This window comes from Oceanobacillus oncorhynchi (assembly GCF_000821065.1).
In the GTDB taxonomy this organism is placed as follows: Bacteria; Bacillota; Bacilli; order Bacillales; family Amphibacillaceae; genus Oceanobacillus; species Oceanobacillus oncorhynchi.
The window spans coordinates 2,650,339-2,676,023 of the sequence record NZ_CDGG01000001.1; the positions used below are offsets into that span (position 1 = coordinate 2,650,339).

General features: G+C 41.1%; 24 protein-coding genes. 13 read left to right on the plus strand and 11 right to left on the minus strand.

Annotated elements, in window-relative coordinates:
* Positions 1–26: 26 nt before the first annotated feature.
* The 4 genes from BN997_RS12680 (at position 27) to BN997_RS12695 (ending at position 5,753) form a co-directional block, all read left to right on the plus strand.
* The gene (locus BN997_RS12680; protein WP_052485006.1) at positions 27–3,218 is read left to right on the plus strand and encodes an efflux RND transporter permease subunit; all 3,192 of its coding nucleotides are present in this window, start codon (positions 27–29) and stop codon (positions 3,216–3,218) included.
* A 240-nt stretch (positions 3,219–3,458) separates the two neighbouring features.
* Positions 3,459–3,638: a sporulation histidine kinase inhibitor Sda gene (sda, locus tag BN997_RS12685; RefSeq protein ID WP_042532737.1), complete on the plus strand. Its 180-nt coding sequence runs from the start codon at positions 3,459–3,461 to the stop codon at positions 3,636–3,638.
* Between the two features lie 668 nt (positions 3,639–4,306).
* Positions 4,307–4,876, plus strand: a complete 570-nt coding sequence (locus BN997_RS12690) for an arginase family protein (protein WP_276325316.1) — start codon at positions 4,307–4,309, stop codon at positions 4,874–4,876.
* A 517-nt stretch (positions 4,877–5,393) separates the two neighbouring features.
* The gene (locus tag BN997_RS12695; RefSeq protein ID WP_042532738.1) at positions 5,394–5,753 is read left to right on the plus strand and encodes a Lin0512 family protein; all 360 of its coding nucleotides are present in this window, start codon (positions 5,394–5,396) and stop codon (positions 5,751–5,753) included.
* A 72-nt stretch (positions 5,754–5,825) separates the two neighbouring features.
* Here BN997_RS12695 and BN997_RS12700 read toward each other — a convergent pair whose 3' ends face one another.
* On the minus strand, positions 5,826–6,425 hold the full coding sequence (locus tag BN997_RS12700; RefSeq protein WP_042536094.1) for a TetR/AcrR family transcriptional regulator: 600 nt from the start codon (positions 6,423–6,425) through the stop codon (positions 5,826–5,828).
* A gap of 305 nt (positions 6,426–6,730) precedes the next feature.
* Here BN997_RS12700 and BN997_RS12705 point away from each other — a divergent pair, with 305 nt between their 5' ends.
* From BN997_RS12705 to BN997_RS12720, 4 genes are all read left to right on the plus strand, one after another.
* The gene (locus BN997_RS12705) at positions 6,731–7,612 is read left to right on the plus strand and encodes an ABC transporter ATP-binding protein (protein ID WP_042532740.1); all 882 of its coding nucleotides are present in this window, start codon (positions 6,731–6,733) and stop codon (positions 7,610–7,612) included.
* A gap of 24 nt (positions 7,613–7,636) precedes the next feature.
* Positions 7,637–9,250 (plus strand): ABC transporter permease, encoded by a 1,614-nt coding sequence (locus BN997_RS12710; protein WP_042532742.1) that lies wholly within the window; start codon positions 7,637–7,639, stop codon positions 9,248–9,250.
* A gap of 194 nt (positions 9,251–9,444) precedes the next feature.
* Complete coding sequence (locus BN997_RS12715) at positions 9,445–9,753, plus strand: PadR family transcriptional regulator (RefSeq protein ID WP_042532745.1); 309 nt, start codon at positions 9,445–9,447, stop codon at positions 9,751–9,753.
* 18 nt (positions 9,754–9,771) lie between these two features.
* Positions 9,772–10,968, plus strand: a complete 1,197-nt coding sequence (locus BN997_RS12720) for a chromate transporter (protein WP_042532747.1) — start codon at positions 9,772–9,774, stop codon at positions 10,966–10,968.
* Between the two features lie 62 nt (positions 10,969–11,030).
* Here the strand turns inward: BN997_RS12720 and BN997_RS12725 are convergent, their stop codons facing one another.
* From BN997_RS12725 to BN997_RS12765, 9 genes are all read right to left on the minus strand, one after another.
* The gene (locus BN997_RS12725; RefSeq protein ID WP_042532749.1) at positions 11,031–12,386 is read right to left on the minus strand and encodes a sodium/glutamate symporter; all 1,356 of its coding nucleotides are present in this window, start codon (positions 12,384–12,386) and stop codon (positions 11,031–11,033) included.
* A 453-nt stretch (positions 12,387–12,839) separates the two neighbouring features.
* Positions 12,840–13,175 carry a thioredoxin family protein gene (locus BN997_RS12730; protein ID WP_042532751.1) on the minus strand — a complete coding sequence of 112 codons (336 nt, stop codon included), beginning with the start codon at positions 13,173–13,175 and terminating at the stop codon, positions 12,840–12,842.
* A 127-nt stretch (positions 13,176–13,302) separates the two neighbouring features.
* Complete coding sequence (locus tag BN997_RS12735; RefSeq protein WP_042532753.1) at positions 13,303–14,064, minus strand: SDR family NAD(P)-dependent oxidoreductase; 762 nt, start codon at positions 14,062–14,064, stop codon at positions 13,303–13,305.
* Between the two features lie 169 nt (positions 14,065–14,233).
* A complete protein-coding gene (locus BN997_RS12740) occupies positions 14,234–14,470 on the minus strand; it encodes a helix-turn-helix domain-containing protein (protein ID WP_084612938.1) in 237 nt (78 codons plus the stop codon).
* Between the two features lie 180 nt (positions 14,471–14,650).
* Positions 14,651–15,280 carry an RpnC/YadD family protein gene (locus BN997_RS12745; RefSeq protein ID WP_052485008.1) on the minus strand — a complete coding sequence of 210 codons (630 nt, stop codon included), beginning with the start codon at positions 15,278–15,280 and terminating at the stop codon, positions 14,651–14,653.
* Positions 15,281–15,966: 686 nt separating this feature from the next.
* A complete protein-coding gene (locus tag BN997_RS12750) occupies positions 15,967–16,953 on the minus strand; it encodes a polyprenyl synthetase family protein (protein WP_042536096.1) in 987 nt (328 codons plus the stop codon).
* A 63-nt stretch (positions 16,954–17,016) separates the two neighbouring features.
* Positions 17,017–17,571 carry a Gx transporter family protein gene (locus BN997_RS12755; protein WP_042532755.1) on the minus strand — a complete coding sequence of 185 codons (555 nt, stop codon included), beginning with the start codon at positions 17,569–17,571 and terminating at the stop codon, positions 17,017–17,019.
* A gap of 55 nt (positions 17,572–17,626) precedes the next feature.
* Positions 17,627–18,043: a NusG domain II-containing protein gene (locus BN997_RS12760; protein ID WP_042532757.1), complete on the minus strand. Its 417-nt coding sequence runs from the start codon at positions 18,041–18,043 to the stop codon at positions 17,627–17,629.
* A 74-nt stretch (positions 18,044–18,117) separates the two neighbouring features.
* Positions 18,118–19,992: an FAD-dependent oxidoreductase gene (locus BN997_RS12765; protein ID WP_042532759.1), complete on the minus strand. Its 1,875-nt coding sequence runs from the start codon at positions 19,990–19,992 to the stop codon at positions 18,118–18,120.
* A 347-nt stretch (positions 19,993–20,339) separates the two neighbouring features.
* Between BN997_RS12765 and BN997_RS12770 the strand changes: the two genes are divergently transcribed.
* Genes BN997_RS12770 through BN997_RS12790 form a run of 5 tightly spaced genes read left to right on the plus strand, consistent with a single transcriptional unit; the run spans position 20,340 to position 24,842 of the window.
* On the plus strand, positions 20,340–21,392 hold the full coding sequence (locus BN997_RS12770) for an FAD:protein FMN transferase (protein WP_042532762.1): 1,053 nt from the start codon (positions 20,340–20,342) through the stop codon (positions 21,390–21,392).
* A 19-nt stretch (positions 21,393–21,411) separates the two neighbouring features.
* Entirely contained in the window at positions 21,412–22,350 is a 939-nt protein-coding gene (menA, locus tag BN997_RS12775) for a 1,4-dihydroxy-2-naphthoate polyprenyltransferase (RefSeq protein ID WP_042536098.1), read from the plus strand.
* A gap of 22 nt (positions 22,351–22,372) precedes the next feature.
* Positions 22,373–23,185 (plus strand): energy-coupling factor transporter ATPase, encoded by an 813-nt coding sequence (locus tag BN997_RS12780; RefSeq protein ID WP_042532764.1) that lies wholly within the window; start codon positions 22,373–22,375, stop codon positions 23,183–23,185.
* Positions 23,176–24,033 carry an energy-coupling factor transporter ATPase gene (locus tag BN997_RS12785; RefSeq protein WP_042536100.1) on the plus strand — a complete coding sequence of 286 codons (858 nt, stop codon included), beginning with the start codon at positions 23,176–23,178 and terminating at the stop codon, positions 24,031–24,033. The genes BN997_RS12780 and BN997_RS12785 overlap by 10 nt, the downstream gene beginning before the upstream one ends.
* Positions 24,030–24,842, plus strand: coding sequence for an energy-coupling factor transporter transmembrane component T family protein (locus BN997_RS12790; RefSeq protein ID WP_042532766.1), 813 nt, complete (start codon positions 24,030–24,032; stop codon positions 24,840–24,842). The genes BN997_RS12785 and BN997_RS12790 overlap by 4 nt, the downstream gene beginning before the upstream one ends.
* A 242-nt stretch (positions 24,843–25,084) precedes the next feature.
* Here the strand turns inward: BN997_RS12790 and BN997_RS12795 are convergent, their stop codons facing one another.
* Positions 25,085–25,639: a hypothetical protein gene (locus BN997_RS12795; RefSeq protein ID WP_042532767.1), complete on the minus strand. Its 555-nt coding sequence runs from the start codon at positions 25,637–25,639 to the stop codon at positions 25,085–25,087.
* Positions 25,640–25,685 lie beyond the last annotated feature (46 nt).

Consider the following 25,685-nt stretch of genomic DNA (forward strand, 5'->3'; position numbering starts at 1 on the left):
AAAATTTAATAGGAGGAATTTTGCAAGTGAAGAATTTATCGAACTTTTCTATCAAGAGACCAAAATTCACGATAGTTGTGATGTTGGTCCTTTTAATTCTGGGCGGCGTATCGCTAACCAGGCTCCCAATTCAAATGATGCCAGAGATTGAACCGCCTGTTGCAGTTGTCGCAACAAGCTACCCTGGAGCAGGGCCTGAGGAAGTCTTAGACAGCGTTACAGAACCTCTGGAAGAGGATCTTTCTACCGTTACAGGGTTACAAAATATTTCCTCACAATCACAGGAAGCTTCCTCACTCGTTATTTTGGAATTTGATTATGATATGACGATAGATGAGGTGGAGAATGAAATAACTCGTACAATATCCTCTACGAATCTGCCGGAACAGGCGGAAGAGCCAAGTTTTATCGAATTTGATATTTCCATGATGCCGAGCATACAAATGGCAGCGACGTCTACGAATGGAGACACAGCAGAATTTGAAAATCAGGTCAATGATTTGGCAAATGAACTGGAATCGATTCAAGGAGTCGCATCAATTAATATTAATGGTTTAATGGAAAGGGAAGTAGCTGTTGAATTAGATACAGAAGCACTAAGTGACTATAATCTCTCTCAATCGGATATTGCCGGAATGATTGAAGCGAATAATATTTCGATGCCTATTAATACAATTGAAGATACAGAGCAGGGTTATAACATTTCTACTCGTACCATGAATGAATTGGATGGATTGGATGAACTGCGGGAACTCGTTTTGCTCGACATGCCTGATGAAGAGGTAACATTGAATGACGTGGCAGATATTTCTATTTCCGAAGATAATGGCGGCGTCATTACCCGCTTTAACGAGGAAGATGCTGTTCAGCTTGAAATGATGTTAGCTGACGGGGCGAATGCATCTTCTGTAAACGCAGAATTTAATGAAGAATTGGATGCTTTGCTTGATGACGAGGAATATGAACAGCTTTCTGTCAGTACACTTTATGACGAAGGCGAGTATATAGATATGGCAATCGACAGTATCTATGTTTCCTTGATCAGCGGTGCGGTATTAGCAATGTTTGTGCTGTTTGCATTTATACGAAATCTGAAAGCTCCATTGATTATTGGATTATCGATTCCATTTTCCGTCATCACTACCTTTGCTTTGCTGTTTTTCACAAATATCAGCATTAACATGATGACATTGGGTGGTTTAGCACTTGGAATTGGGATGCTGCTCGATAACTCAATTGTTGTTATTGAGAATATCTATAGACATCTGTCGATGGGTAAAAATCCGAAACAAGCAGCAAGAGAAGGAACCAGGGAAGTGGTTACAGCAATCCTTGCTTCTACATTAACGACAGCTTCTGTATTTTTACCAGTCGTGTTTGTTACTGGTCTGGTAGGGCAGTTATTTACGCCATTAGCAATTACGGTTGTATTCAGTCTGCTGGCTTCCCTATTTGTAGCGGTCACGGTAGTACCGATGCTGGCAAGCCGTATTTTGACGGTACCGAAAAATATGGATGAAACGAAGCGGAAGCAAAAAGGATATATGAAACGATTGAGAAAGGCTACTGCATGGTCGTTGCGGCACAGAGCCTCTGTACTGTTTGCAGCTGTTATTCTGTTCCTTGCTGGTGCCTTTGGTTTGGCTGTGCAGGGAATGGAGTTTATGCCAGAGCAAGATGAAGGGTTTTTAACCATAGAGGTGGAAAAAGAACAGGGAACCTTACTGGAAGACACCCTGGCAACTGTAGAAGATATTGAAGCAGAACTGTATAATCATGAGGAAGTGGACGCTTATCTAAGTACAGCTGGTTCATCCGGTATGATGTCTTTTGCAGATGAAAGCAATACAGCAACCATAAGCGTGCAATTAACAGATGCAAGTAACCGAAATATGACCACTTCTGAATTTATCAATGAAGTGGAAGATGATATTCAAGATACAGATGCATCCGCAGAAATCAATGTTATCCCGATGTCACAGGCTGGCGCCGGGGAACCAAATACAGTTGTACTGAATGTTTCCGATAATGATGAAGAACGTCTGGATGAAGCAGAAACAGACATCATCAATGAATTGGAGGACGAAGCGGATATTAACAGTGTGACATCCAGCAATTCAGGGACAGTGGAAGAATTGCAAGTAGTTGTGGATAAAGCAGAAGCGCGTGAAAATGGTTTTCAGCCGGCACAGGTAGGAGAGGCTCTATATGAGGCAACCAATGGTGTCGAAGCTTCTACAATAGAAGAATCCGGCGGCTACACCACAATCAATGTGAAATATCCTGCAGATGTCTTAGAAAGTGAAGAGGCATTTGAGAATATCTCTATCCCAAATGATGAAGGAGAGTATATCGATTTAGGCGATATTGCATCGTTAGAAGAGGCTGAATCGCCTACGCTTATAAATAGAGATGAGATGACAGATACAAGGGAATTAACGGTTTCGTTCAGCGACAGCCTTTCTTTAAATGAAGCAAGTCAGCTGATTGATGACGTTATTACAGACCTTGACCTGCATGAAGATACAGAGCATTCTATGGGCGGCGATATGGAAATGCTCAATGATGCCATTCCGCAATTAATCCTTGCAATTGCACTTGGAATCGTATTTATCTACCTTGTCATGGTTGCTCAGTTTGAATCATTTAAAGCACCATTTGCTGTTATTATGACAATTCCATTAGCATTTATTGGGGTTGCTTTGTCTCTGTTAATTACCAATAATCCGCTGAGTGTCATAGCAATGGTAGGTATTATTCTGCTTATCGGAATTGTTGTGAACAATGCAATCTTGATTGTCGATTATATCCAGCAGCAGAAGGAAAAAGGAATGTCTGCTTATGAAGCGATTGAAATCAGCGTTCAAGACCGATTCAGACCGATTCTCATTACAGCTGTTACAACGATTCTGGGTATGCTTCCGCTAACGCTGGAAATCGGTGAAGGCATGGAAGGAATTGCACCAATGGGGATTGTTGTTATCGGCGGCCTGACTGCAAGTACGTTCTTAACCTTGTTTATCATTCCGATTATCTACAGCTTTATTGATCCGGAAACAAGGAAGATGAACAAGAAATATATGACGCCGGATGGAGAAATCATCACGCAGCGTCAAGTTGATGAGAGAAAGGAACAGGAAGCTGCTGCTTCTTATGAGCAGAGTGAACAAGAAGCAGATGATTCTCCAGAGGAAAACACAGGTTCAGAACAAAAATAGTAACCAATGTAATAGAATAAAATAATGTTTAAAGAGTAATCCAAACTTATTCAAGCTAAGAATAGGTTTGGATTTTCTTTTTTAGGATGTTCAAAAGAGACCTAAAAATATTATCCTACCTGGCGGTTATTGTCGAATTATTTTGCCCTTTCTGTCTTACTTTGTAATATTTTAGATAGATTCTACTTCCGGCTGTTGAAAATCGAAAGGTTCAAAAATGCTAATGTGGGAGGGATATTCATGAACAGTCTTAGGCATTTGTCAGACGAGCTCTTGCAGGAGTCCTTGAGAAATGCAGTAAAATTAAAGCTGGAACAGAATTTTTGTGCAACATTAAGAGATGAAATCAGCCAACGGGCAGAAAGGAGCAAAAAAGGCACCAGAAAAGCGATGGACATGACGAACACTTTTGAATGGTAATAACGGCAAGAGGTTCTATTGTCCTTTAATCGGTAATTGCTGAAACCGGAAGTAGAATCCCCCAGTCTGAATTTCAGGCTGGAAAGAGCAGCGTTGGTACTGAATGGTACGCAGCGCTGCCTTCTTTTTTTGTTAATAGATATACTTAGTATTCGTTGTCGAATTTTAATATTTTTAGAGATGAAATATTCATTGAGACAAAAGAATAACGTAATGAAAATTGTTGGAAATTTCCCGGGAAATAGTTTGGGAGGGTTATGAAATGAATTTTGCAAGGGAATTTTTTGTTATTAATAGAGAAGTACATCAATAACTAGTAATAAATTACTTTTATGGAATATATAGTTCATTATTTTGAATGGAATAATAGAAGGAGGCAAATTATTACTTATTTATTTTTAACTGACTTCCTTTAGAATCTTTTTTAGTAATACGTATACTATAATAAATTCAAATTAAATTCTCCGCTCTGTTGTAGAGCAACATAGATCTGTTATAGAAATAACGTAATAGATGGAATCATATTTAAAGAAAGGAATGTTATATTTGACGTCATGTTTAACAGTGTAGGAATTTAGGAAAAAGGAATAGCAGGTGGCAAAGCAATATCTCAACAAATGGAAAAGACAGCTGATATCCTGAAAGAACAATAGCCGGATAAAGTCATTATTTTTGGCGGGGGCTGCTCCATGGACCAAGTACCATTTGATTATTTGAGTGGAAAATATGGAGATAAGCTAGGGATTTTATGGTTGGATGCACATCCTGATATTGCAACAACAAATGGTTCGTCAAATGGGCATGAGATGGTTGCAGCGAATTTGCTTGGAAAAGGTGCGGATCAATCTGTTACCAAAGTGAAAAATCCAATTTCTACAAGTCATATGATGTATGCAGGATTAATAGAAAAGAATTTACGTGATAGAGATAAACTAGTAAAGGAATTAAATGTACGCTTTGCCGGTCCGGATGAGCTAAAAGAGAATAGCCAGCTAATCATAGATTGGATAAAGGAAAACAAAATCGAATATTTAGCTGTTCACTTTGATCTGGATGTCTTGTCTCCAAAAAATTTCCGTTCCGTTTATCCGGCAGAACCATATACGGATGAAGAAGATTTTCCTGCTGCAGTTTCAGGAAAAGCTGAAATTGTAGGACTTGGGATTGCTGAACATCTGCCTTGGGATGCTATTAATCTTAGAAAAGCACTTTCTGAAATCTCGATTTTTGATGATTAATTTCATTACACTAATATTATACCGCTATAAATCATTGATTTGTTTTGAGCTATCTACGTTCAAATTTGCTTGATTGAAATCTAAATTCCAGCCATCCGCGATTGATTTTCCTGTTTTCTCTATTTAGAAGTGGAAGTCTTGCAGCCAGTTATACTGCGATAAAAGCAATTCTTAAAAGATTTTATATTTGTAATAACTATAAAAGGAGTGTTTTATCACAAATTTTATCGGGAAAATGTAGGAATAAGAGCCACTTATCTAAAATGTAATTAATGAAGTCGCAGCGAACTTTGCTGCTTATGGAATTACAGCGGAATTGGTAATAAAAACAGCATAGAGATCTGGTTCGTTTATTCCAGAACGGTTGGACATATTCTATTATCTGGATTAAAAACGGTGGTTGAGCATAAGCGGTGGGAAAAATGAAAGTAATTATCATTCAAAATCAGGTATGCATAGCAAAAGGGTATTCATGTGTTATACCGAATTTGAAAAAAATCAAGAAGGAGAGAACAACATGGAAAAAAAGATATTCATTCAGACAGGTACAGGAGTAGATCTCCATGGACAGGACGTGAACCAAGCTTCAGAGCGTGCCATTAACAATGCGATACAATCTAATTCAATGCCAGGTATTCAGGACGCTCTTCCTAATCAGGATTTAAATAATATGAAGGTAAATGTGAAATTAGGCATCCCCAGAGATCTGGAGGACTTGGATGAGGAAAGAATCAAAAAGCTAATACCATATGGCGATGTGTCGGTGGAAAAACTGGAAGGAGGCTTGGCCTCGACAAATGGTATCTATCTAAGTGAGCAAAAGGATAAAAATGACCTGATGTATATTGTCAATGCCGTTGTGGAAGTAGGGTATTAATTAAGACAGAAGGGAAGGAACCGGCGCCGGACCCTTCCCTTTTTCAACCGGATAACTGTCTAAAAGCCATTATCAATCCTTCCTCGGGGCAATCCCTTTAATAAGCATCTCTGTCCATTCTTCGGTATAGGGAGCGATTTTCTCATAAATCTGCGGCTTGGAAATGCCTTCTACAATTGCCTGGAAATAAAGAATCAGAAATTCATCGGAATATTTCAAGTCCACTTTTCCCTCTTTACGGCCGCGATGGAATAAATCCAATAGCATGCCGTAATTTACTTCATTAAATTTCTGCATCATTAAAGATAGACCTTCCTCATCCTTTTTCGTGAAAAAATCCATCATTCGCATATAAAATTGGTGATTGATTTTATCTAAATAGCTGATTTTATTTTGGCTTAATGCAATCAGTGTTTCTTCAAAAGAGTGATTTTCAGCTATAATTTCTTTGGCATCGGTAATCAATTGATTAATAAAGTCCTGAAAAACTTCACGAATCAGATTATCCTTGCTGCCAAAATACTTAAAAAGGGTAGCTTTTCCGACATTTGCATGCTTTGCGATTTCCTCCATGGTTACATTGCCGGCATCTGTATCTCCGTTTATCAGCTCAAAAGCTGCTTCTAAAATCTTTCGTTTCTTTTCCTCTGTTCTTTTTTCAAAACCATTCACATATATAACCTGCTTTCCGTTGAACATTCAATAAAATTTCTAAAAATGAATGCATCTCTTCCTATTTATTATATCTGTCTAATTATGAACTGGCAAATAAAAAATAGTATATATTATATTGACTTCATTTATAAAAAGGAATAATATTGAACTGTAAAATAGTTTTGTGGTTTAAAACTTTTTATTTAAAGTATTATTTTGAACTGTGGTGTGGTGAATAGTTTTGTTTAGTTTTTTGAACGATTAAATAGGCAGAACTGGGTAAAACAGCGTATGAAATGAAGGAGAGAAGGAGTGTCAGCCTTATGACAAAAATTGTGAAATTACAAGGCCTGCAAAAGAAGTTTGGTAAGTTTCAAGCGTTAAGTGATGTGACTTTCACTGTAGAAGCGGGAGAAGTTGTTGGTTTTATCGGTCCCAACGGTGCTGGTAAGTCAACGACAATTCGTGCTTTATTAGGAATTATTAAGCGGGATGCCGGGCAGGCAGAAATTTTTGGAAAGGACGTTTGGAAGGAAAGCCTGGAAATCCATAAACGTATTTCTTATGTGCCGGGAGATGTCGCGCTCTGGGGAAGTCTGACCGGGGGAGAAATTATTGATTTGTTTATGAAGCTGCATGGGGGCGGAGATAAGCAAAAACGTGATTATTTAATCAAACGTTTTGAACTGGATCCGAAGAAAAAGGCCAAGGGGTACTCCAAAGGAAACCGGCAAAAAGTTGGCTTAATCGCTGCTTTATCTGTGGAATCCGATTTATATATTTTTGATGAGCCGACTTCTGGTCTTGATCCCTTGATGGAAGCGGTCTTTCAGGAAGAAGTAGAAAAAATCAAGGAAGCAGGAAAGTCCATTTTACTGTCTTCTCATATTTTGAGTGAGGTAGAGCGTTTAGCTGACAGGGTCGTTATTATTCGTCAGGGGGAGATTGTAGAGTCCGGGACATTAGATGAATTAAGGCATTTGACTCGCTCTGCTGTCACCTTATCAACCGAAGGAGATGTTTCGCAAATGGAATTTGTAGAGGGTATCCATGATTTTACACAGAAAGATAACGAAGCGACATTTTCTGCTGATAATAAATACATCAATGCTATTTTAACGGAGGCAACGAAGCTTGGTGTGAAAAAGTTTGAAGCGGTACCGCCGACACTTGAGGATTTATTTATGCGGCATTATGAGGGATAAAAGCTGACAGGGAGGTGAAAGGCAATGAAGGAAAAATTTGCACGTTGGGATACCTTGTTTTTACAGTATCTAAAGCGTGATTGGAAAAAGATTATTTTTTGGATTTTGGGAGTAGGTTTATTTTCAGGAGGCTTTGTTCCTGCGTTTGAAGAAATAGCAAAGGGGCAAGGGTTAATAGGAATGTATGAAACACTGCAAAACCCTGCGATGATCTCCATGGTCGGTCCCACACCAATTGAAACGGCAGCGGAATATACATTAGGAGCGATGTATGCACATGAGATGTTATTATTCTGCGGATTATTTGCGATGATTATGTCTGTTCTGCATATTGTAGGTCACACACGTAAAGAGGAAGATCTCGGGCTGACGGAGCTTGTACGCTCTTTTCAAATTGGTAGACAGGCAAATTCGCTTGCAGCAATGGCAGAAGTGATTGTTATTAATGTATTATTGGCGCTTTTTATTAGCGGTCTGTTAATGATTTTTAATGTTGATACGGTTTCTGTCCACGGCTCCATTCTATTTGGAACGTCGATTGGGGTAGCCGGCGTGATTGGAGCAGTCATTGGACTGGTGATGGCGCAAATCATGCCGGCTTCATCCAGTGCCACAGGCTCAAGCTTAGGTTTGGTCGGGCTGCTCTATATTATTCGTGCTGGAACGGATGTATCGAATGTGGATTTATCCATGTTCAATCCGCTCGGCTGGACGTATTTGACTTATCCATTTACAGAGAACAGCTGGCTCCCGATTATTTTTGCCCTGATTTTTAGTGCAGTGATGGTAAGCCTTGCTTTTGCACTGGAAGGCGGGCGTGATATGGGTGCGGGTTACTTGCCTGAAAGAGAAGGCAGAGAGCATGCAAGACGGTCTCTATTATCGGTGCAGGGATTGTTTGCCAAACTGAATAAGGGAGTTATTATTGGCTGGCTGATTGGCTTTGCAGTGATGGGCGCAGCGTACGGCTCCATTTATGGGGATATGCAGACATTTCTTGAAAGTAATGAAATGATGGCGCAAATGTTTGCACAGTCAGGCGTTTCTATTGAAGAATCCTTTACAGGAACAATTATGATGGTCATGATTGTTTTGGTATCTATTCTGCCAATCGTTATTGTGAATAAGCTTTTTGCGGAAGAGAGCCGTTTGCATTTAAGTCAGCTTCACGCTACAAAAGTCACGCGCGGTCAATTTTACTGGACGACAATCGGGTTAGCTATTTTGTCCGGGTTAATTGGAACCTTGCTTGCTGCCGGAGGTCTTGGAGGTACGGCTATCTCCGTTATGAGCGACCATGGTGCGCTCAGCATCGGCGATTTTCTGGCTGCGGGCTATAACTTCTTTCCATCCGTCTTATTCTTTATCGGACTTGCAGCTTTAGCACTTGGATGGGCACCGAAGTTAGGGAAAATAATTTATGCGTATCTTGGTTATTCCTTTATCCTGAATTATTTTGGAGGTATTTTGGATTTACCGGGCTGGTTTTCGAAAACAGCCATCCAAAGCTGGATTCCGCAAATGCCGATGGACAGTTTTGATGCTCCTGTTTTTATTAGTATAACGGGCATTAGTATTGCTTTAATGATAATTGGTTACCTCGGCTATAATAGGCGGGATATGATAGAAGGAGCTTAACCTCTAAAAAATTCATTTAATCTATGAAAGTCAATTTGTTCCATATGCGGATGGGATAGATTGGCTTTTTCCTGTTTTGTAAAGTTTTTGTAAATTTTTTAGATGATGGATTGAAATGGTTGCGCTTTAATGGTAAATTAATAACGAAATTCGATATCATGATTCGATATCAATACTTCAGGGGATGAATCAAATTGGAAGAAAAAATATTAAGAAAGTTATTTTTGGGATTTATTCAAATCCATATACTGCATCATGCAATGGAACACCCGATTTTTGGTGTATGGATGCTGGATGAATTAAGGGAGCATGGATACAAGATAAGTCCAGGAACCTTATATCCGATTCTTCACTCGATGGAAAAGGATGGACTGTTGAGTATGGAAGAACGTAATGCAGGCGGGAAAATAAGAAAATATTATACGGCTACCGATAAAGGGCGGACCGTGCTGGAGGAAGCTCGAGAGAAAGCATATGAACTGTTTAAAGAAATTAAAGACTGACAGGGAAGGGTGTACTGGGTGAATCATATTACAACATCAAAAGAGAAATTCAAACTACTATTCGAAATTCTGCTTATTTCTACACGGCTGGGATTGACATCTTTTGGCGGACCGATTGCGCATCTTGGATATTTTCATGAGGCATATGTCAGGAAAAGAAAATGGATGGATGAAAAAAGTTACAGCGACTTAGTTGCACTGTGTCAGTTTTTACCTGGGCCAGCAAGCAGCCAAGTTGGTATTGGTATTGGTGTCATGCGCGGAGGCATCCTCGGGGGGATAATATCTTTTATTGGCTTTACGCTGCCTTCTGTCATAGCGTTGATTATTTTTGCTTTGATCTTACAAGGTTCAGCTATGGAAGAGACTGGCTGGATTCAAGGGTTAAAAATCGTAGCAGTTGTTGTTGTAGCGCATGCGATTTTAGGAATGGCTCAAAAATTGACACCGGATTTAAAGCGTAAATCCATTGCGCTGTTCGCGTTAGTTATCACTTTATTATGGCAAACAGCCTTTACTCAAGTTGGCGTTATTTTATTAGCAGGCCTCATTGGTTATTTGGTATATAAAAATCATGCTGAGAACGAAGAATCGAAATTCGTTTTTCCGATTTCCCGAAAGTTGGGGGGCATTTGTTTATCGCTTTTTTTCGGATTGCTTATTTTGCTTCCGATTTTAAAAGAAGTGACATCTCTGAATTGGATTGCTATGTTTGATAGTTTTTACCGCTCTGGTTCACTTGTTTTCGGCGGCGGACATGTTGTTTTGCCGTTGCTGGAGCGTGAATTTGTACTGACAGGCTGGATGGACGAAACCTCCTTTTTAGCCGGCTATGGGGCGGCACAGGCTGTGCCTGGACCATTATTTACATTTGCTGCATATATTGGCGCTGTTATTAACGGATGGACAGGCGGGGTGTTGGCAACTGCAGCTATCTTTTTGCCGGCATTCTTATTGATTTTAGGTGCGCTGCCATTTTGGAATCAAATCCGTCAAAATCAAAAAATGAAGGGAGCTTTGATGGGAGTAAATGCAGCTGTCGTAGGGATTTTAATTTCGGCTTTTTATCATCCTATTTGGACAAGTGCTATCCTGGGTCCGATTGATTTTGCTTTTGCGGCTATCCTATTTAGTATGCTGGTCTATTGGAAGCTGCCCCCTTGGGTGATTGTTGTGTCCGGGGCGGTTGGAGGCGCACTCCTATCGCATCTATAATGTCCGCAGGAATTTACAATCCGTATAATTAAAAGTGAAAAAGAAAAAACACATCAAGCATGTCAGCTTGATGTGTTTTGCTGTTTACCTTGACCCCACCAGCCTGCTTTCTTGTAAATCATAATTACAATAGCAGCGCCAAGCAAGAGAACACTTGGAATTACCCAGGTAAACCCAAGTGCGAAAAGAATCGGAGCAAAGGTAACAATAATAATATCAACAGGTGCAACTCCAACATACCCCAGTGCATAGTCTTCCGGTGTCCGGCTTTTCAGTTCCGGATCAACAATTCGTAAAAGGGCAAGTCCCATCGCCACAGTACCTGTACTCCATCCCCAGCCGAAAATAGATTTCTCCAGCCAAAAATCTCTAAATATATTTGGACCGACAAAACGGAAGAGAATATATGCCCAAAGTATTCCAAAGGCAAACAATAAAATCAGCGGCAATGCATAATCCATCACGACCGTAATATTGATTGAAGCAATACCAAAAGCAACCAGGAAATCAGTAGCTGTTCCGCCGATACGCTCCATTACTCGCCCGTCAATATATTTATCAGCCTTTAACTGCCGGCTGATGCCCTGAAAGACTAAGCCCAAAATGAAGGCGACGCTGAATAGCGGTATGGACACAGCTGGTATCCATTCTGTCAATAAATTGGTTAACCAGTAAGATATGCCAATTAAAAAAGCGATAATTGCCAGATGGAGAACAAGCGGGTCAATCGAATTGGATGATACCGTTTCTTGTCCCATTGCAGAACGTTTGGAAGCCGGCATTAAACCAGATTTTAGTTCAGAAGGGAGATCCCTAAAGCTTGAAATAAATGTGGTATGTCCGTTTTCCGTACTGCGTTTAATAAGAAAAAGACCTCCTAAAACAGCAACCAGAATTCCTACAGTAGCAGAGGTCATGCCAAGATCCATTGCTTCTTCCCAGCCGGCATGTGCTAACCCTTCTCCTATAGCAGCTGCAGTACCATGCCCTCCTAGGAAACCTGCTCCTAAAATAAGTCCAAAACCATCAGGCAAGTCCCTGAAGATAGGGTTTAATAGAAGTAAAGCAAATAGGACGCCTGCTCCCCACATGGATAATGTTAAGATAATGGAGTAGGAGAACATATCACGAACACGGTGAAATACCTCTGATAATCGCACTTTCGCAGCGCCGATTGGAATCGCTCCAAAAATAACTGCAATCAGCAATGTAGGGTAGCTGCTGAATTGCTCTGAAAAGGGCAGAATACCAACCCCGCTGGGACCAAATGCAAGTCCGAGAAATCCGGCAATCATGCTGGCCGGCAAGAATAGCGATTGAATCCATTTCACTTTTGCCCGTAGGATTGTTCCTGCTAATAGTAATCCTGAAATAATACTAATATCTATCATTAATGACCAAATTGTAAAGTTTTCCATTTCTAATAAAATTCCTCCTTCATTGATGTATATTGAAAAAATAGTTAGGGTTTTGTGCGAAATGTTCGCAAAAAGATGGCTAATTTTTTGGGGGCAGAGAAATAATGTACAGATTTATTATTGTACCATATAAGCAGATTTTTTCCATAGCTAACAGAAAAGAAATAATCTTGATTAAAAGGTAATAAATGGTTTGGATAGGATGTGGTTTTGTCTATGAAGTAAAAAGAAGAGGGTATTATTTAATTAGTGAGTACAGTTAAACAACCGTAACAACGCTTGCTTCAAAGTAGCGGGTGAAATAAATACAATTAGGCGGGTTAACGACTTGAATCACTCAACTGACAGGTCTTTACGATGGGACGAGGAATACCAATAGTTTTCGTCAGGACTGAAATCCCTCGTTCCAACGAAAACTATTGATTTTTTTTTTGGAACATAACCTTGAACCGCTTATTGGGTATACATTTCATACAACTGATCCAGTTTTTCTTCTAATTGTTCAAAACGGACAAAACGGTCCTCCCGCATATATTCTTTGCCGTCTATAATCAAAAGCATGATTGGGACAGTAAAAATCAAGAACTTTTCTGCTACTTCTTCCACCTTGGAAGCATCAATATGTCCCAGGTGAATAAGAGGGTAGTCATCCAGCATTTCGGTTAGCTTTGGCAAAATGGCATGGCATACACTGCAATCCGGTCTGGAAACGAAAAGGAAGCTTAACGCATGATTATTCAAAAATTCTTCAGCCATTTCTATGGTAGTCAGTTCGTATACCTTTTTCATTCTGCGCCTCCTTTGTAACGCTTTTTAGGACTTATACGTTTTCTAATATAATTCAATCAGGTTGATAAAACAAATGCTTTATTCAGTATATAATAAATTTCAATTTTTACGTTTCTATATTTCAATATTAATGGGCAATTTGGCCGCCATCAATCACATAGGTTTGAGCCATCACAAAGCTCGCTTTATCGGATGACAAGTAAAGCACGGTTTCCGCAATTTCATCTGGTGTTGCTGCCCGGTCTGCAGGAACGTTTCCTATCATTTCCTCACGTATTTCGGAATCTTCCAATTTCTCCTTAGCCAGTGGTGTTGCAGTTACTCCGGGTGCTACAGCATTAACGCGTATGCCTTTATCCGCATATTCAATTCCGGCAGCCTTTGTTAACCCGACAACACCATGTTTGGCAGCAACATAAGGAGACATATCGGGATCAGCAATCAATCCGGCAACAGAAGCCGTATTGACAATACTTCCCCCGCCTGCTTTAACCATATATTCGAGCTCATACTTCAGGCAAAGGAAAACGCCTTTTAAGTCAACGGCAATCGTTTGGTCAAAATCTTCTTCTGTAGTATCAATAAAAGAAGCAATTTTAGGCAGAATCCCTGCATTGTTAAAGGCACAATCTATTTTCCCAAAGTGACCGGCTGTTTTTTCTACAAGTGATTTTACCTGATCAGCATTGCTCACATCTGTTTTAAAGAAAACCGCATCTCCGCCATTGGCTTTAATTTGTTGAACGACTTTATCGCTATCTTCGTTTATATCGCCAATCGCTATTTTTGCTCCGCGTTCAGCAAATTTTAACGCCGTCGCTTCTCCAATCCCGGAAGCTGCTCCGGTAATTAATACAACCTTGCCTTCAAAATCTTTTTCCTGAGCCATACGTATCCTCCTCCAAAAATTCGTTAATCCTTTATAAATTCCCGTTTTTCTTTAAAGTTATGCATCGTTAAATGAAAGACTGTACATGACATGCAAAACGCTTCCCCTGTAAAGACGGAGGAAGCGTTTTGCAATGCTGATATAGGATTTTTCGCAAAGAATTAATTCTTTATTTTTTAGTAAGTTTTTTAATCTCTTCTTTGCTTAATTTTGTGATCTCTGCGATTTGGTTGATCGGCATTCCTATTGCTATCAATTCTAAAGCTATTTCTTGATTTCGCTTTTTTATCCCTTCCTCTATTCCTTCCTGCTTTCCTTTCTCCAATCCTCTCTCAAAATAAGAATTCGGCAGCTGCAAAACCATGTCTTTTTCCTCCTCCGGTAAGTTCTCCATTTGCTCCATCATTTGTGCTTCCTCCTCTTTGTTTAGTTTTAAATAAGTCTCGAAATAACCATACATAAAGTGAAACTTCATTCAGCGGGGTTCTGAATGTTAGTTGAGCCAATCGGGCCGTTACTGGCTGTTAGATCTCCCACTTGGAAATAACAGATTTCCTTCTTTTTGATATGGGAGTCTTACAGCCAGTTACACTGCGAGGAATTCCATTTGTGCCGGGTTGATTTGCATCCGGGTGATCATGCGCAGAAACTCCAGCTTTACCTGAACCCGCTCATGCGCTTCATACCCCATTTGACTGAGCAATGCTGCGACGGCCGGGTTGTCTGATTGAATATATGCTCTCCAGTCTTTCTTGATTAAGTGTAATTGTAAAAAGTTAAATTGAAGGACGTCTTGGGTGGGGGGATCGATTCTGAATTGCGTCGGTTCTTCTTTTTCCCTATTATAACTCAAAACAGCGATGGGTTGAATGGGTTTGCGGTGTTTGGCGTAAAGGTAAGAAAAATAGAGAAACATTCTTTCAGGGAAGTCCGCTTCATGCGTTGATTGTGCTTCGGTATGAATATGCAGGATTTTGTCTTCGTGATTCAGCTTTACTTCGGCGAGGACATCTATTTCCTTCTTGCGGCCATTGATATAGTCTAGATATACTTCTTGCTCAAGGAAGGACACGTTGGAGAAGTCAATGTGAGGGTGGAGATTGGGGAAAAAAGCTTCGATAAACTCTTCAAAAAACTCTTGTATCAGCTTTTTCGTCAGCCGCTCATGCTTCATGTAGTCTGCTTCTTCTTCGTAAATAACCGGGAATGTAAACAATAGGACACTTCCTTTCTTTGAATTGTCTTTATTTTACCAATCATTTACAAATAAAGCTATATAAATTGAAATTAATAGCTACCGCTACAACGGGTTTCATGGGGTGAGTAATCGCAACCCCAGAAAAACACTACGCTTTCCGTGGGCCCCGAGCTCATCTCCTTTAAAGAAGACTTGCTGATTGGCAAGCCGTCAGGCGCAGACAGAAGCAAAGTCGCACTTATGCCCCGCGGGTAGAAAAAAAGAAGTTCGCTTTTTTTCTGCGGGGTCTTCCCTCCGCGCTTTCCCACGACGGACAGGACGTCCTAGTGTCGGTCGTTGGTCACAGGACGTGACCGTTCTTAGCCGACCAGGAGTCTCCGTGTTTTTCTTCTGGGACTGGGACTGCGGTTACTCGCCCCACCGAAAACCATTGCGATTACTCGCCCCATCAAAAACCGTCGCTAGTTACTGTTTTCAATCATTATTTCGTGATTTTTATAAGAAAAATAAAGTGTAATTTCTTACTTCAATTTATATAGTCTTATTTTAGATGATTTTCAGCTAAACTGTAATAAACCTTCATTTTATCAGTACTCTCGCAAGTCCCGTAAAATGAAGGTTTTCATTATATAAAACACCTATAGTTTTTATTTTATTATAGATAACGGTTTGGAAAATTACTATGCAAGTTTCATTGCAGGCCATTATATTTTCCGCTCCAACAGCATCGCAGTCAATTCATACAAGGTCTCTTTATAATTCCCGACCGGCAGTTTGTTTAAGGATTTTAATGCCTTGTCTGTATACTTCAGGGCAAGCCGCCTGGATTTTTCTATGCCTTTTGTTTTTTCGACAATAGCTAATATCTCCATTAATTCTTCATCTGTTAAATCAGCTTTCTTATCTAAATAAGGATGTAATTGCTCTGGCTGTTCACGTAATGCGTAAATCAGCGGCAGGGTATACACGCCTTGACGAATATCTGCAAGCGTAGGTTTTCGCATGGTGTTGAAATCACCTTTAAAGTCTAGTATGTCATCGATAATCTGAAAGGCCATGCCAATATAGTGCCCCATATTCCAGGCGAGCATGGTCTGCCTTCGTGTTGCTTGACTGGTCACTGCTCCTGAATAGCAGCTGACAGCAAAGAGCTGCGCGGTTTTTCCGGAAATACGCGTTAAATAATCTTTGATGCTGGTTCCCTTTTGGTAGCGCGCATGGAGCTGATCCAGTTCCCCTGTGAGAATCTTTTCCATACTGCGCGCATTAAACTCAAGATGTGCTAATGTGCGCGCGTACTTAGATAAAATAGTAAAACAGACACAAAATAAATAATCACCGGAATAGATGGCAAATTGATTGCCCTGCTGGGTATGGATGGTTGGATTTCCGTGACGGAAGTCTGCTTCATCAATGACATCATCATGGATCAGAGTGGCCATATGCAAGGTTTCCAGTGCTGCGGCAACGGCTATCGACCTTTCTTTTTCCTGATGTGTTACGTCCCCAATCTGGGAACATAGAAGCGTATAGGCAGGACGCAATAATTTTCCTCCTGAATAGACCAAATCCTTAATTGTAGCTTCGATTTGTTTATCGTGGATTTGCAGGTGAGATTCAATCACCTGTAAAACGGATTGTAAATCAGATTGTAAACGGGGATAAGGTTCCCACATTGGATGAACAGGAATAGTTGGAATCGCCATCATGATAACCTCCATTTAACGAGCATAAGGATTTTTCTGTAGCCAAAGCTATGATACTTGATTGGGTTGCGTATATTTCATTTCTTGCAGGTCCCGGTAATAGTCCAGTTTTTCTACGTGATTTAATAAATAATTAGCTGCCAGACCCATGGCAATGCCTGATAAAATCCCGAAAAAAGATAAAACTGGGAGGTAGAGAAGTACCGTCCATGTTTGGGCAATCCAGCTGGCAATCGTTAATTGTCCAATATTATGCATAATAGCGCCGGCTACGCTGACTCCAATCAAGCTGATTCGGGATGGTCCGAGCTTTTTTACTCCACACATGCCGATAAAGCTTAAAATGGCGCCGGCCGCACTATACATAAAAGAGGAGAGTGTACCTCCCAAGAGGGTAGCAAGGATAATCCGTATCATCACAACCTTAGACGCATCTTTTGTAGAGAGCGTGTATAACGCCATGCACGTAATAATATTCGCTAAACCGATTTTTGCACCTGGAGCGATGGCAAAAGGGGAGGGGATGGCTCTTTCTACTAAACTGATAATGACTGCCTGCGCAGCTAATAATGCAATGTATACAAGACGCTGGTTATTTGTCATCGCCAGACCCTCCCAATCTATTTCCGAACGTGTATATAAGCTGCTCAAAATTGATTTAAGAGCTGATAATCATATCTTCTGTTTCCCCGCTGTCTGATTGAATCTCGACGACAAGCTTATGAGGCAGGCAGACAATCGTCTGTCCCGGCCTGGAAATATAGCCGGTTCGCACACAGATTTGGTCAGAGCAGGTAGCACTTTTGATATGAATGCGTTCATTGTCTACTTCAATAATGTTATTGTCATGATCGGATACCTCAATCTCAATTTCTCTGGTTTCGGTATTCCCTGTCAGCTGGATTTCTTCTACAATTTCATTATCTACTGTAATCACCGCAACGTTTACTGAATCTTCTTCAGCATATTGTGACTGCTGTAAAACAAAGATGCCAATAGGGAGAAAAGATAGAAGAACCAACAGGATAACAAGAATAACATCCCAAGGTTTCAGCATATGATAGAAATCCTTCATGCCCATCCCCCCTTATAGCTCATTCAGTAAATATTGACTCATCTCCCCGGCAAAAGCCGGGCTGCCCGATGTTTTTATTCACGATCTTTATAGATAGCCTGCTCTTTTCCATACCAGAATCTTCCCAGTGTTCTTTGCAGCCATGGAACAGCCCAGTAATCTAAACCAATGGAACGTCCCGAACCATTCATTAAAGCGATAGAAGCAGGGAGTGCCCAGATTTGATCCCAGCCGAGCATTGCGGATAAAGTAAACATCATCAGGAATCCGGCACTTGCAGCACTGGCAAGCCAAGTGAAAAGGCCGAATACAATAGCAAGGCCGATGAATAACTCAATGAAAGTCATAACCTTCTGCATAAAGATAGCTATTTCCGGTGTCGGCAGCATAATCTGCATAAACCATTCAAAAATACCTGGCATATCACTTAAAATAGGAGTGGCCCATTCTGCACCGCCATCTACCGCTTCACTTGCACTGCTGGTGGTTGTTTGCAGCCATTCAAATGGCATGTTCACGCTGTTCCCGGTCAGCCAGGAATCTTCTCCGAGTCCCTGAAATAATCGAGAAATACCTGCAGAGCCTGAGGTGACTTCACCCCAAACAGATTCTCCCCAAATTTTAGAGGCTGCTTCATCGAGCCAAAAACCGCCGACAAATAATCGCAATGGCAAGCTCCACAAAACATTTCCATATCTGGTAATTGTATCTCTGAAAATGTTGCGCTTATCCTTGGTTTGGAAAAATTCATGCATAATATAATGAAACATATAATAGCCGCTTCGTATCCCGAAGAAATAATACAGGTTAACCAAGTGCTTCATCAGATTAGCCAGCCAGCCGCTTAAACGCAGCCCCATTAAATTCGCCACACCATATCTGGCTCCGATGGAAACCATCGTGCCATGGTATTTCCCTTCAAATGCTTCTTTTTGGCCATTATCGATTTCCGCAATAATGGATTTAGCAGCTGTCACACCTGTCTGTTCGGCCGCTTCGACAATTTGCGGCGTCGGCTTGCCTTCCTCTTCTTCAAAATAGGCTAAGTCGCCGATAACATAGACGTTCTCCAAGTTTTCTGCTTCCATATATTCATTTACTTTCAGACGTCCTGCTCTGGCAGTCGGGATGCCGTAATCTTCTGTATCCGAATTTGCTTTGACCCCGGCTGTCCAAATCAATGTGTGTGTGGAAAGTGTTTCCCCTGATTTAAATACGACGCTATCCTCTTTTACTTCAACGATTGGTGAGTTTTTAAGCAAGGTAACGCCTTTTTTATTTAAATACTTTTCTGCTTTATCCGCACTTTTGCGATCCAGCATGTTTAAAATAGAGGATGCTGCTTCCACAACATAAAGTTGAATTTCACCTTCGTCCAGTTTATTTTCCTTTGCTAAACGGTATTTCCACTCGATAAGCTCTCCAATCATTTCAATACCGGTAAACCCGGAACCGCAAACTGTAAAGGTGAGCATGGCACGGCGTTTTTCCGGGTCATGTTCTAATGCTGCCCGTTTGACGACATCCTCTAAATGATGCCGGATGCGGATTGCATCTTCCCAGGACCAGAGGGTAAAGCCGTTCTCTTTTACACCTGGTGTACCAAAGTCGTTTGCTTCGCCGCCCATCCCGAGAATAAGGTAGTCATAAGCGAATTCACCGTGTTCCGTGGTGACGGTCTTCGTATCATGATCGACGTTGGTAACATTGTCTGTGACGAGTTTCACTTTGGTGCGGTTAAATAATTTTCGTAAATCAAATTGAATAGCAGATGGTTCTACCCGGTGTGCAGCTACTTCATGTAATTCTGTCATCATGGTGTGATAGGAATGTCGATCTATCAGAGTAATAGAAACAGAATCATCACGTTTGTATTTTTTGGCCAGCTTCTTAGCTGCATGCACCCCTGCGTAGCCGGCGCCAATAATAACAATATTTTTCTCCGCCATTGTATTCACTCCTTTGTAATCAAAATAGATAATGTTAACTTTGTGAAACATTGAACAATTTCATTCTAACATATTCATAAAAAAAGTCTATAGATTTGATAAATAGTTCACAAATTAAAAATAAAATATCAAATAATCAGGTGTGTCATTTTCATGACAAAATCCTTGGTAATAATAGATTTGTTTGTGTTTTTTATAGACATGATACGAAATAAATTATACAATAAACATGTAATATTTGTGAAATTATTCACAATTAAAATCATACAAATAATTGTGAATTAAATCACATGAAAATAATTATTATAGTGTTTATTAACATTCACAAGGGCGAGGGAGGTATGAAAATGAAGAAACAAATTGGTATCTCACTGATGCTGCTGATGCTGATTATTGCAGGCTGTTCTAAAAATGCCGATTCATCAAGCGATGCATCATCATTAATCAGCAATCCATATAGTGAGACAGAATTTTTACTGGGAACAGTTATCACGATAAAGGTGTATGACAAGGATAAAGAGCCGGCGTTAGATAAGGTGTTTGACCGAATTGAAGTATTGGAACAGCAAATGACTGCCAATGAAGCTGGGTCGGAAGTGGCTGAAATCAATGAACAGGCCGGAAAAGACCCTGTCGAGGTGTCAGAGGATGTATGGCAGGTGATTAAGCAAGGAAAGGATTACAGTGAATTGGCAGAGGGCTCCTTTGATATTGCTGTCGGTCCATTAACCAGCCTTTGGAATATCGGGATGGATGATGCAAGAAAACCGTTGCAGGAGGAAATTGATGACATACTGCCGTTGATTGATTATAAAAAAATAGAACTCGATGAAGCAGAGCAAAGCGTGATGCTGACAGAATCCAGTATGCGGTTAGACCTGGGAGCAATTGCGAAGGGTTATATTGCTGATGAAGTCATAGAACTGTTAGAGGAGGAAGGGGTCACCACTGCTGTGGTTGATTTAGGAGGCAATATATATGTTATGGGGAACCAGACATCAGGTGATCCCTGGGTTGTTGGTGTTCAAAATCCATTCTTGCCAATGGGAGAAACTGTTGGCAGATTGACTGCTTCGAATCAGTCTATCGTTACTTCTGGTATTTATGAACGTTTTTTAGAAGTGGAGGGTGAAATCTATCATCATTTATTAAATCCGCAGACTGGCTATCCGTTTGAAGGAGAGCTTGCCAGTGTTTCGGTTATCAGTGAGCATTCAATTGACGGGGATGCACTTTCGACACTGCTATATTCAAAAGGGTTAGAGGAAGGATTGGACTTTATTCAACAGATGCAGGATGCAGAAGCCATCTTTGTGACAAAGGACAAAAATGTTTATATCACCGATGGATTAGCCGGCAATTTTGAACTGACAGATGAGGAATTTACGTTAATAGAATAGGTGAGGGGAGCGGGCTATGATGACACTGCCTACGTTTTTAAAGCTGGTAGAAATTCGCACCAAATTAGCTAGTTTATTTCCGTTTTTAATTGGACTATTATTTGTTATCTATCGTTATGATATGTTTGAACCGCTAAACACAGCTATTTTCTTTAGTGCCATGCTGCTGTTTGATTTAACTACAACGGCTATCAATAATTACATGGATTATAAGAAGGCATTAAGTGATGACTATCGCAGACAATCCAATATTATCGGACAGGAAAATATCCCTGAAAAGAGAGTGGTGGCCACGATTATTACCATGCTGGCGATAGCTTCACTATTAGGGATTTGGCTGGTATTTCGTACGGATTTATTTGTGCTGGTTATTGGCATGCTTTGTTTTGCGATTGGTATTTTTTATACATTTGGACCGATTCCGCTGTCCCGTATGCCGCTTGGCGAGGTGTTTTCCGGTGTGACGATGGGATTTGGCATTACATTTCTAGCTATCTATGTCAATGCCGCTAATCAGGGAATAGCCCATTTAGGCTGGACTGGACGCATGATTACCTTTGAAATGGATGTCCTGCTGCTGCTGGAGATTTTCCTGGTCTCGCTCCCCTGTATACTGACCATTGCGAATATCATGCTGGCAAATAATATCTGCGATCTGGAAGAGGATATTGCCAATAAGCGTTTTACCCTTCCTTATTATATCGGCAGAAAGCATGCTTTGTTATTATTCCATCTTCTCTATGTACTCACATTTGCAGCGATTGTAACCGCTGTGCTGCTTCAGGTGCTGCCTGTCTATGCCTTGCTTGTATGCCTGGTGCTGATTCCAATCACGAAAAGCATCAGACGGTTTAGACAAAAGCAGAGTAAGCTGGAAACTTTTCCATTATCTTTGAAAAATATGATGCTCGTAAATGGAACGATGGCGATTACCTTGCTTGTATCCGTTATTTTGTAATCTAGAAGAGAGGGGTGGAGAAATGTCAACGCCTTGTGTCAACGTAGAAAATGTCTTTTTTCATTATAATCTGCAAAAGCAGGAGGAAACGATAGCAGACCTTTCCTTTACCGCAGAGCGCGGGGAGTGGCTGGCTGTTGTCGGACATAATGGTTCGGGGAAGTCAACCTTAGCCAGTTTGCTGGTCGGGCTGCGCGCGCCCTCCTCAGGAAGCATTTATATTAATGGAATCGAGCTGACAGAGGAATCCAAGTGGGAGCTTCGCAGTCATATCGGATTAGTATTTCAAAACCCGGAAAATCAATTTATTGGAACAACCGTAAAAGACGACGTGGCATTCGCCTTGGAAAATCAGAACATGCCTTATCATGAAATGAAGCAGCGGGTAAATCGTGCGTTGGAAATGGTTGGAATGAGCCGCTATGCAGATCATGACCCTTCCCGTTTATCTGGGGGACAGAAGCAGCGCGTCGCTATTGCCGGACTTTTAGCGTTACAGCCTGCCATTATTGTATTAGACGAAGCCATGGTGATGCTTGACCCTAAAAGCAGACAGGAATTCATGCATTTTTTACATGATTTGCGAAAACAGCAACAGCTGACCATTATTTCGATAACCCATGATATGAATGAAGCGGAAGCCGCGGATAGAATGCTGGTTTTACAGAAAGGCAGTGTGAAGGAAATAGACAGACCTGCCCAGATTTTTCAAAGAGAGGATTGGCTGGATGTTCCTTTTATAGAAGCATTGAGAAGAAAATTAAAAGAACGGGGCAGTGCCGTACCTGACCAATATATGACAGAGCAGGAAATGATGCGATGGCTATGCAGATAAATTTACAGGAAGTAACCGCAGATTATCAAGCAGGTCCGATTCGCAGCCCGGAGATATTAAAGTCAATTAGTACAACGATAAAGTCAGGCTCCTTTACAGCTGTAGTCGGCCAGACCGGTTCCGGAAAATCAAGCTTATTGAAGCTGATGAATGGATTGCTCCTTCCGAAAAAAGGGGAGGTAGCTGTCGGCGAAGTAACAATTACGCTGGAAAATGCGAAGCAATCCGTAAAAGAAGCACGGCGAAAAGTGGGGATGGTTTTTCAATTCCCAGAATCCCAGCTGTTTGCAGAAACGGTGGAAAAAGATATTATGTTCGGACCGATGAATTTTGGAGTGCCTGAAGCAGAGGCGAAGGAGATTGCCCTAGAGGTTATTGGGCGTGTCGGTTTAGATGCATCTATTTTGTCGAAGTCACCATTCTCTTTGTCCGGCGGTCAAAAACGGTATGTGGCGATGGCGGGAATATTAGCCATGCGTCCAGATATTCTTGTTTTAGATGAACCTGACGCCGGGCTGGATCCAAAAGGGAAGAAAGAAGTGATGGACCTGATCCATGCCTGGCATAAAGAGCGCGGATTAACAACGTTGCTGGTTACCCATGATATGGATGATGCAGCTTATTATGCAGACGAAGTTGTCGTGATGGAGGAAGGCAGAATAGTTTTTCAGGGAGAGCCTGAGCAATTATTTGCCGATGTATCTGCGGTTCATCAATGGGGACTGGAATTGCCGCAGGCCAGGAAGCTGCAGGTAAAGCTGGAGCAGGAAGCGGGCGTTACCTTGCCACAGGTTTGTCTGACGCTGGATCAGCTGGCAGATGCTTTAGTAGAGGCGGGATTAGCATGAACAAATTAATCTTAGGACGTTATTTCCCTGGCGATTCGCTGCTTCATTGTATTGATCCCAGAGCTAAACTAATCGCAGGGATTTCGTTTATTTTTATCTTATTTATTGCCAACAATTGGCTCACGTATCTGGTGCTGTGGCTTTTTACCTTTACGATGATGAAGATTTCCGGAGTCTCCCTCCGCATCTATATTCGCGGTGTCCGGCCGCTGATATGGCTGATTTTATTTACCGTGCTGTTACAGGTAATGTTTACGGCAGGGGGCGAAATATATATCGATTGGGGACCAATTACCATTTCATCCTTTGGTTTAATCAATGGGGTATACATTTTTAGCCGCTTTGCCATGATTATTTTTGTATCGACAGTCATTACTTTAACCACGAAGCCAATTGATTTGACAGATGCGATTAATTATCTGCTTCAACCTTTGAAACGGCTCAAACTGCCGGTCGACGAAATATCACTCATGCTGTCGGTAGCGCTTCGTTTTATTCCCATTATACTGGACGAAACGCAGAAAGTGCTGGATGCACAGCGTGCCAGAGGGATTGTATTTGGCGAAGGGTCACTGCTTCAGCAGATGAAGAAAATCGTTCCGATGTTTGTTCCATTGTTCGTCAGCTCCCTGGTCAGGGCAGAGGATATGGCGAATGCGATGGAGGTAAGAGGCTACCAGTCCAATCAACCAAGATCCTCCTTTCGACGCTTGCATTGGCGGAAGGGAGATACGTTCACTCTTTTTGCCATGGTGCTGCTGTCGGTTATCCTGATCGTATTACGGACAGAGGGGCATCACTTTCATTGATAGATGGATTGGTGTCATTTTTAGAAAAGAAGGTTACACGAAAACGTCTCTTCTCTGATTTTTGAACAGGGAGGAGACAGTATGATGGAATAAAGAAAAAACGCAATAAGAACGGCCGATTTTTCTACTATTTAAAAAAGCGGACAAGCTTTGACTTGGCCGCTTTTTTAGCGAGGTATCTGTTTATTTAATTTGAATCGGGGAGGGGGAACAGGACGCATCCTGTTAGAGCCTTGCTATTTTTATTCGATTTCGCCTGTTACTTCTCCATCAATGGTTGCGGAGCTTTCTGCTTCTTCATTTGCAAATTGTAAATTTCCGTCAATGGTTGCTGTTTCATCCAGCATAAAGCCGTTTGCTTCGACAATTACGTCACCTTCCAGAGTACCGCCTTGAAAATTCAAGTTTTCACTCTGTACGGTCATGCTGGGAACGGTAATCGTAAATGAGTCTGTAATGTTATGGTCTTCATCTTGTGTATATGGAGCAATTTTACGATAAATATCACTGGATTCGTCGTCTTTATCATAGAATTCGCCGGCAACCACGACATCCTCATCTATGGCGATATCATCCAGTGTAGCGATAATCCAAGTTCCATCCTCGCTGACTGCGTTGACAAAGGCGTCGGGCTGATCAACAAGGGATGCGGTTGTGACGACATCTTCTTCTGTTTCCTCCGTATCGTTTGTTGCATTTTCGTCTGTCTGCTCCTCTTCGTCAGCACCGCATGCGGCCAAAAATCCCACTAACAATAGGGACAAAAAGGACATAAATATAAGCTTGAATCTCATCATAAAACCTCCTAAGTGTTGTCTTGTGATTATCTTCACAATAAGTATA

Excerpts from the sequence above, each read along its gene's own strand:
- BN997_RS12730 (WP_042532751.1), bottom strand. The coding sequence starts at position 13,175 with ATGAAAAAGGTATACGAACTGACTACCATAGAAATGGCTGAAGAATTT.
- sda (WP_042532737.1), top strand. The coding sequence starts at position 3,459 with ATGAACAGTCTTAGGCATTTGTCAGACGAGCTCTTGCAGGAGTCCTTG.
- BN997_RS12705 (WP_042532740.1), top strand. The coding sequence starts at position 6,731 with ATGACAAAAATTGTGAAATTACAAGGCCTGCAAAAGAAGTTTGGTAAG.
- BN997_RS12710 (WP_042532742.1), top strand. The coding sequence starts at position 7,637 with ATGAAGGAAAAATTTGCACGTTGGGATACCTTGTTTTTACAGTATCTA.
- BN997_RS12770 (WP_042532762.1), top strand. The coding sequence starts at position 20,340 with ATGAAGAAACAAATTGGTATCTCACTGATGCTGCTGATGCTGATTATT.
- menA (WP_042536098.1), top strand. The coding sequence starts at position 21,412 with ATGACACTGCCTACGTTTTTAAAGCTGGTAGAAATTCGCACCAAATTA.
- BN997_RS12740 (WP_084612938.1), bottom strand. The coding sequence starts at position 14,470 with ATGATGGAGCAAATGGAGAACTTACCGGAGGAGGAAAAAGACATGGTT.
- BN997_RS12725 (WP_042532749.1), bottom strand. The coding sequence starts at position 12,386 with ATGGAAAACTTTACAATTTGGTCATTAATGATAGATATTAGTATTATT.
- BN997_RS12785 (WP_042536100.1), top strand. The coding sequence starts at position 23,176 with ATGCAGATAAATTTACAGGAAGTAACCGCAGATTATCAAGCAGGTCCG.
- BN997_RS12755 (WP_042532755.1), bottom strand. The coding sequence starts at position 17,571 with ATGACAAATAACCAGCGTCTTGTATACATTGCATTATTAGCTGCGCAG.
- BN997_RS12760 (WP_042532757.1), bottom strand. The coding sequence starts at position 18,043 with ATGAAGGATTTCTATCATATGCTGAAACCTTGGGATGTTATTCTTGTT.
- BN997_RS12735 (WP_042532753.1), bottom strand. The coding sequence starts at position 14,064 with ATGGCTCAGGAAAAAGATTTTGAAGGCAAGGTTGTATTAATTACCGGA.
- BN997_RS12790 (WP_042532766.1), top strand. The coding sequence starts at position 24,030 with ATGAACAAATTAATCTTAGGACGTTATTTCCCTGGCGATTCGCTGCTT.
- BN997_RS12780 (WP_042532764.1), top strand. The coding sequence starts at position 22,373 with ATGTCAACGCCTTGTGTCAACGTAGAAAATGTCTTTTTTCATTATAAT.
- BN997_RS12695 (WP_042532738.1), top strand. The coding sequence starts at position 5,394 with ATGGAAAAAAAGATATTCATTCAGACAGGTACAGGAGTAGATCTCCAT.
- BN997_RS12765 (WP_042532759.1), bottom strand. The coding sequence starts at position 19,992 with ATGGCGGAGAAAAATATTGTTATTATTGGCGCCGGCTACGCAGGGGTG.
- BN997_RS12795 (WP_042532767.1), bottom strand. The coding sequence starts at position 25,639 with ATGATGAGATTCAAGCTTATATTTATGTCCTTTTTGTCCCTATTGTTA.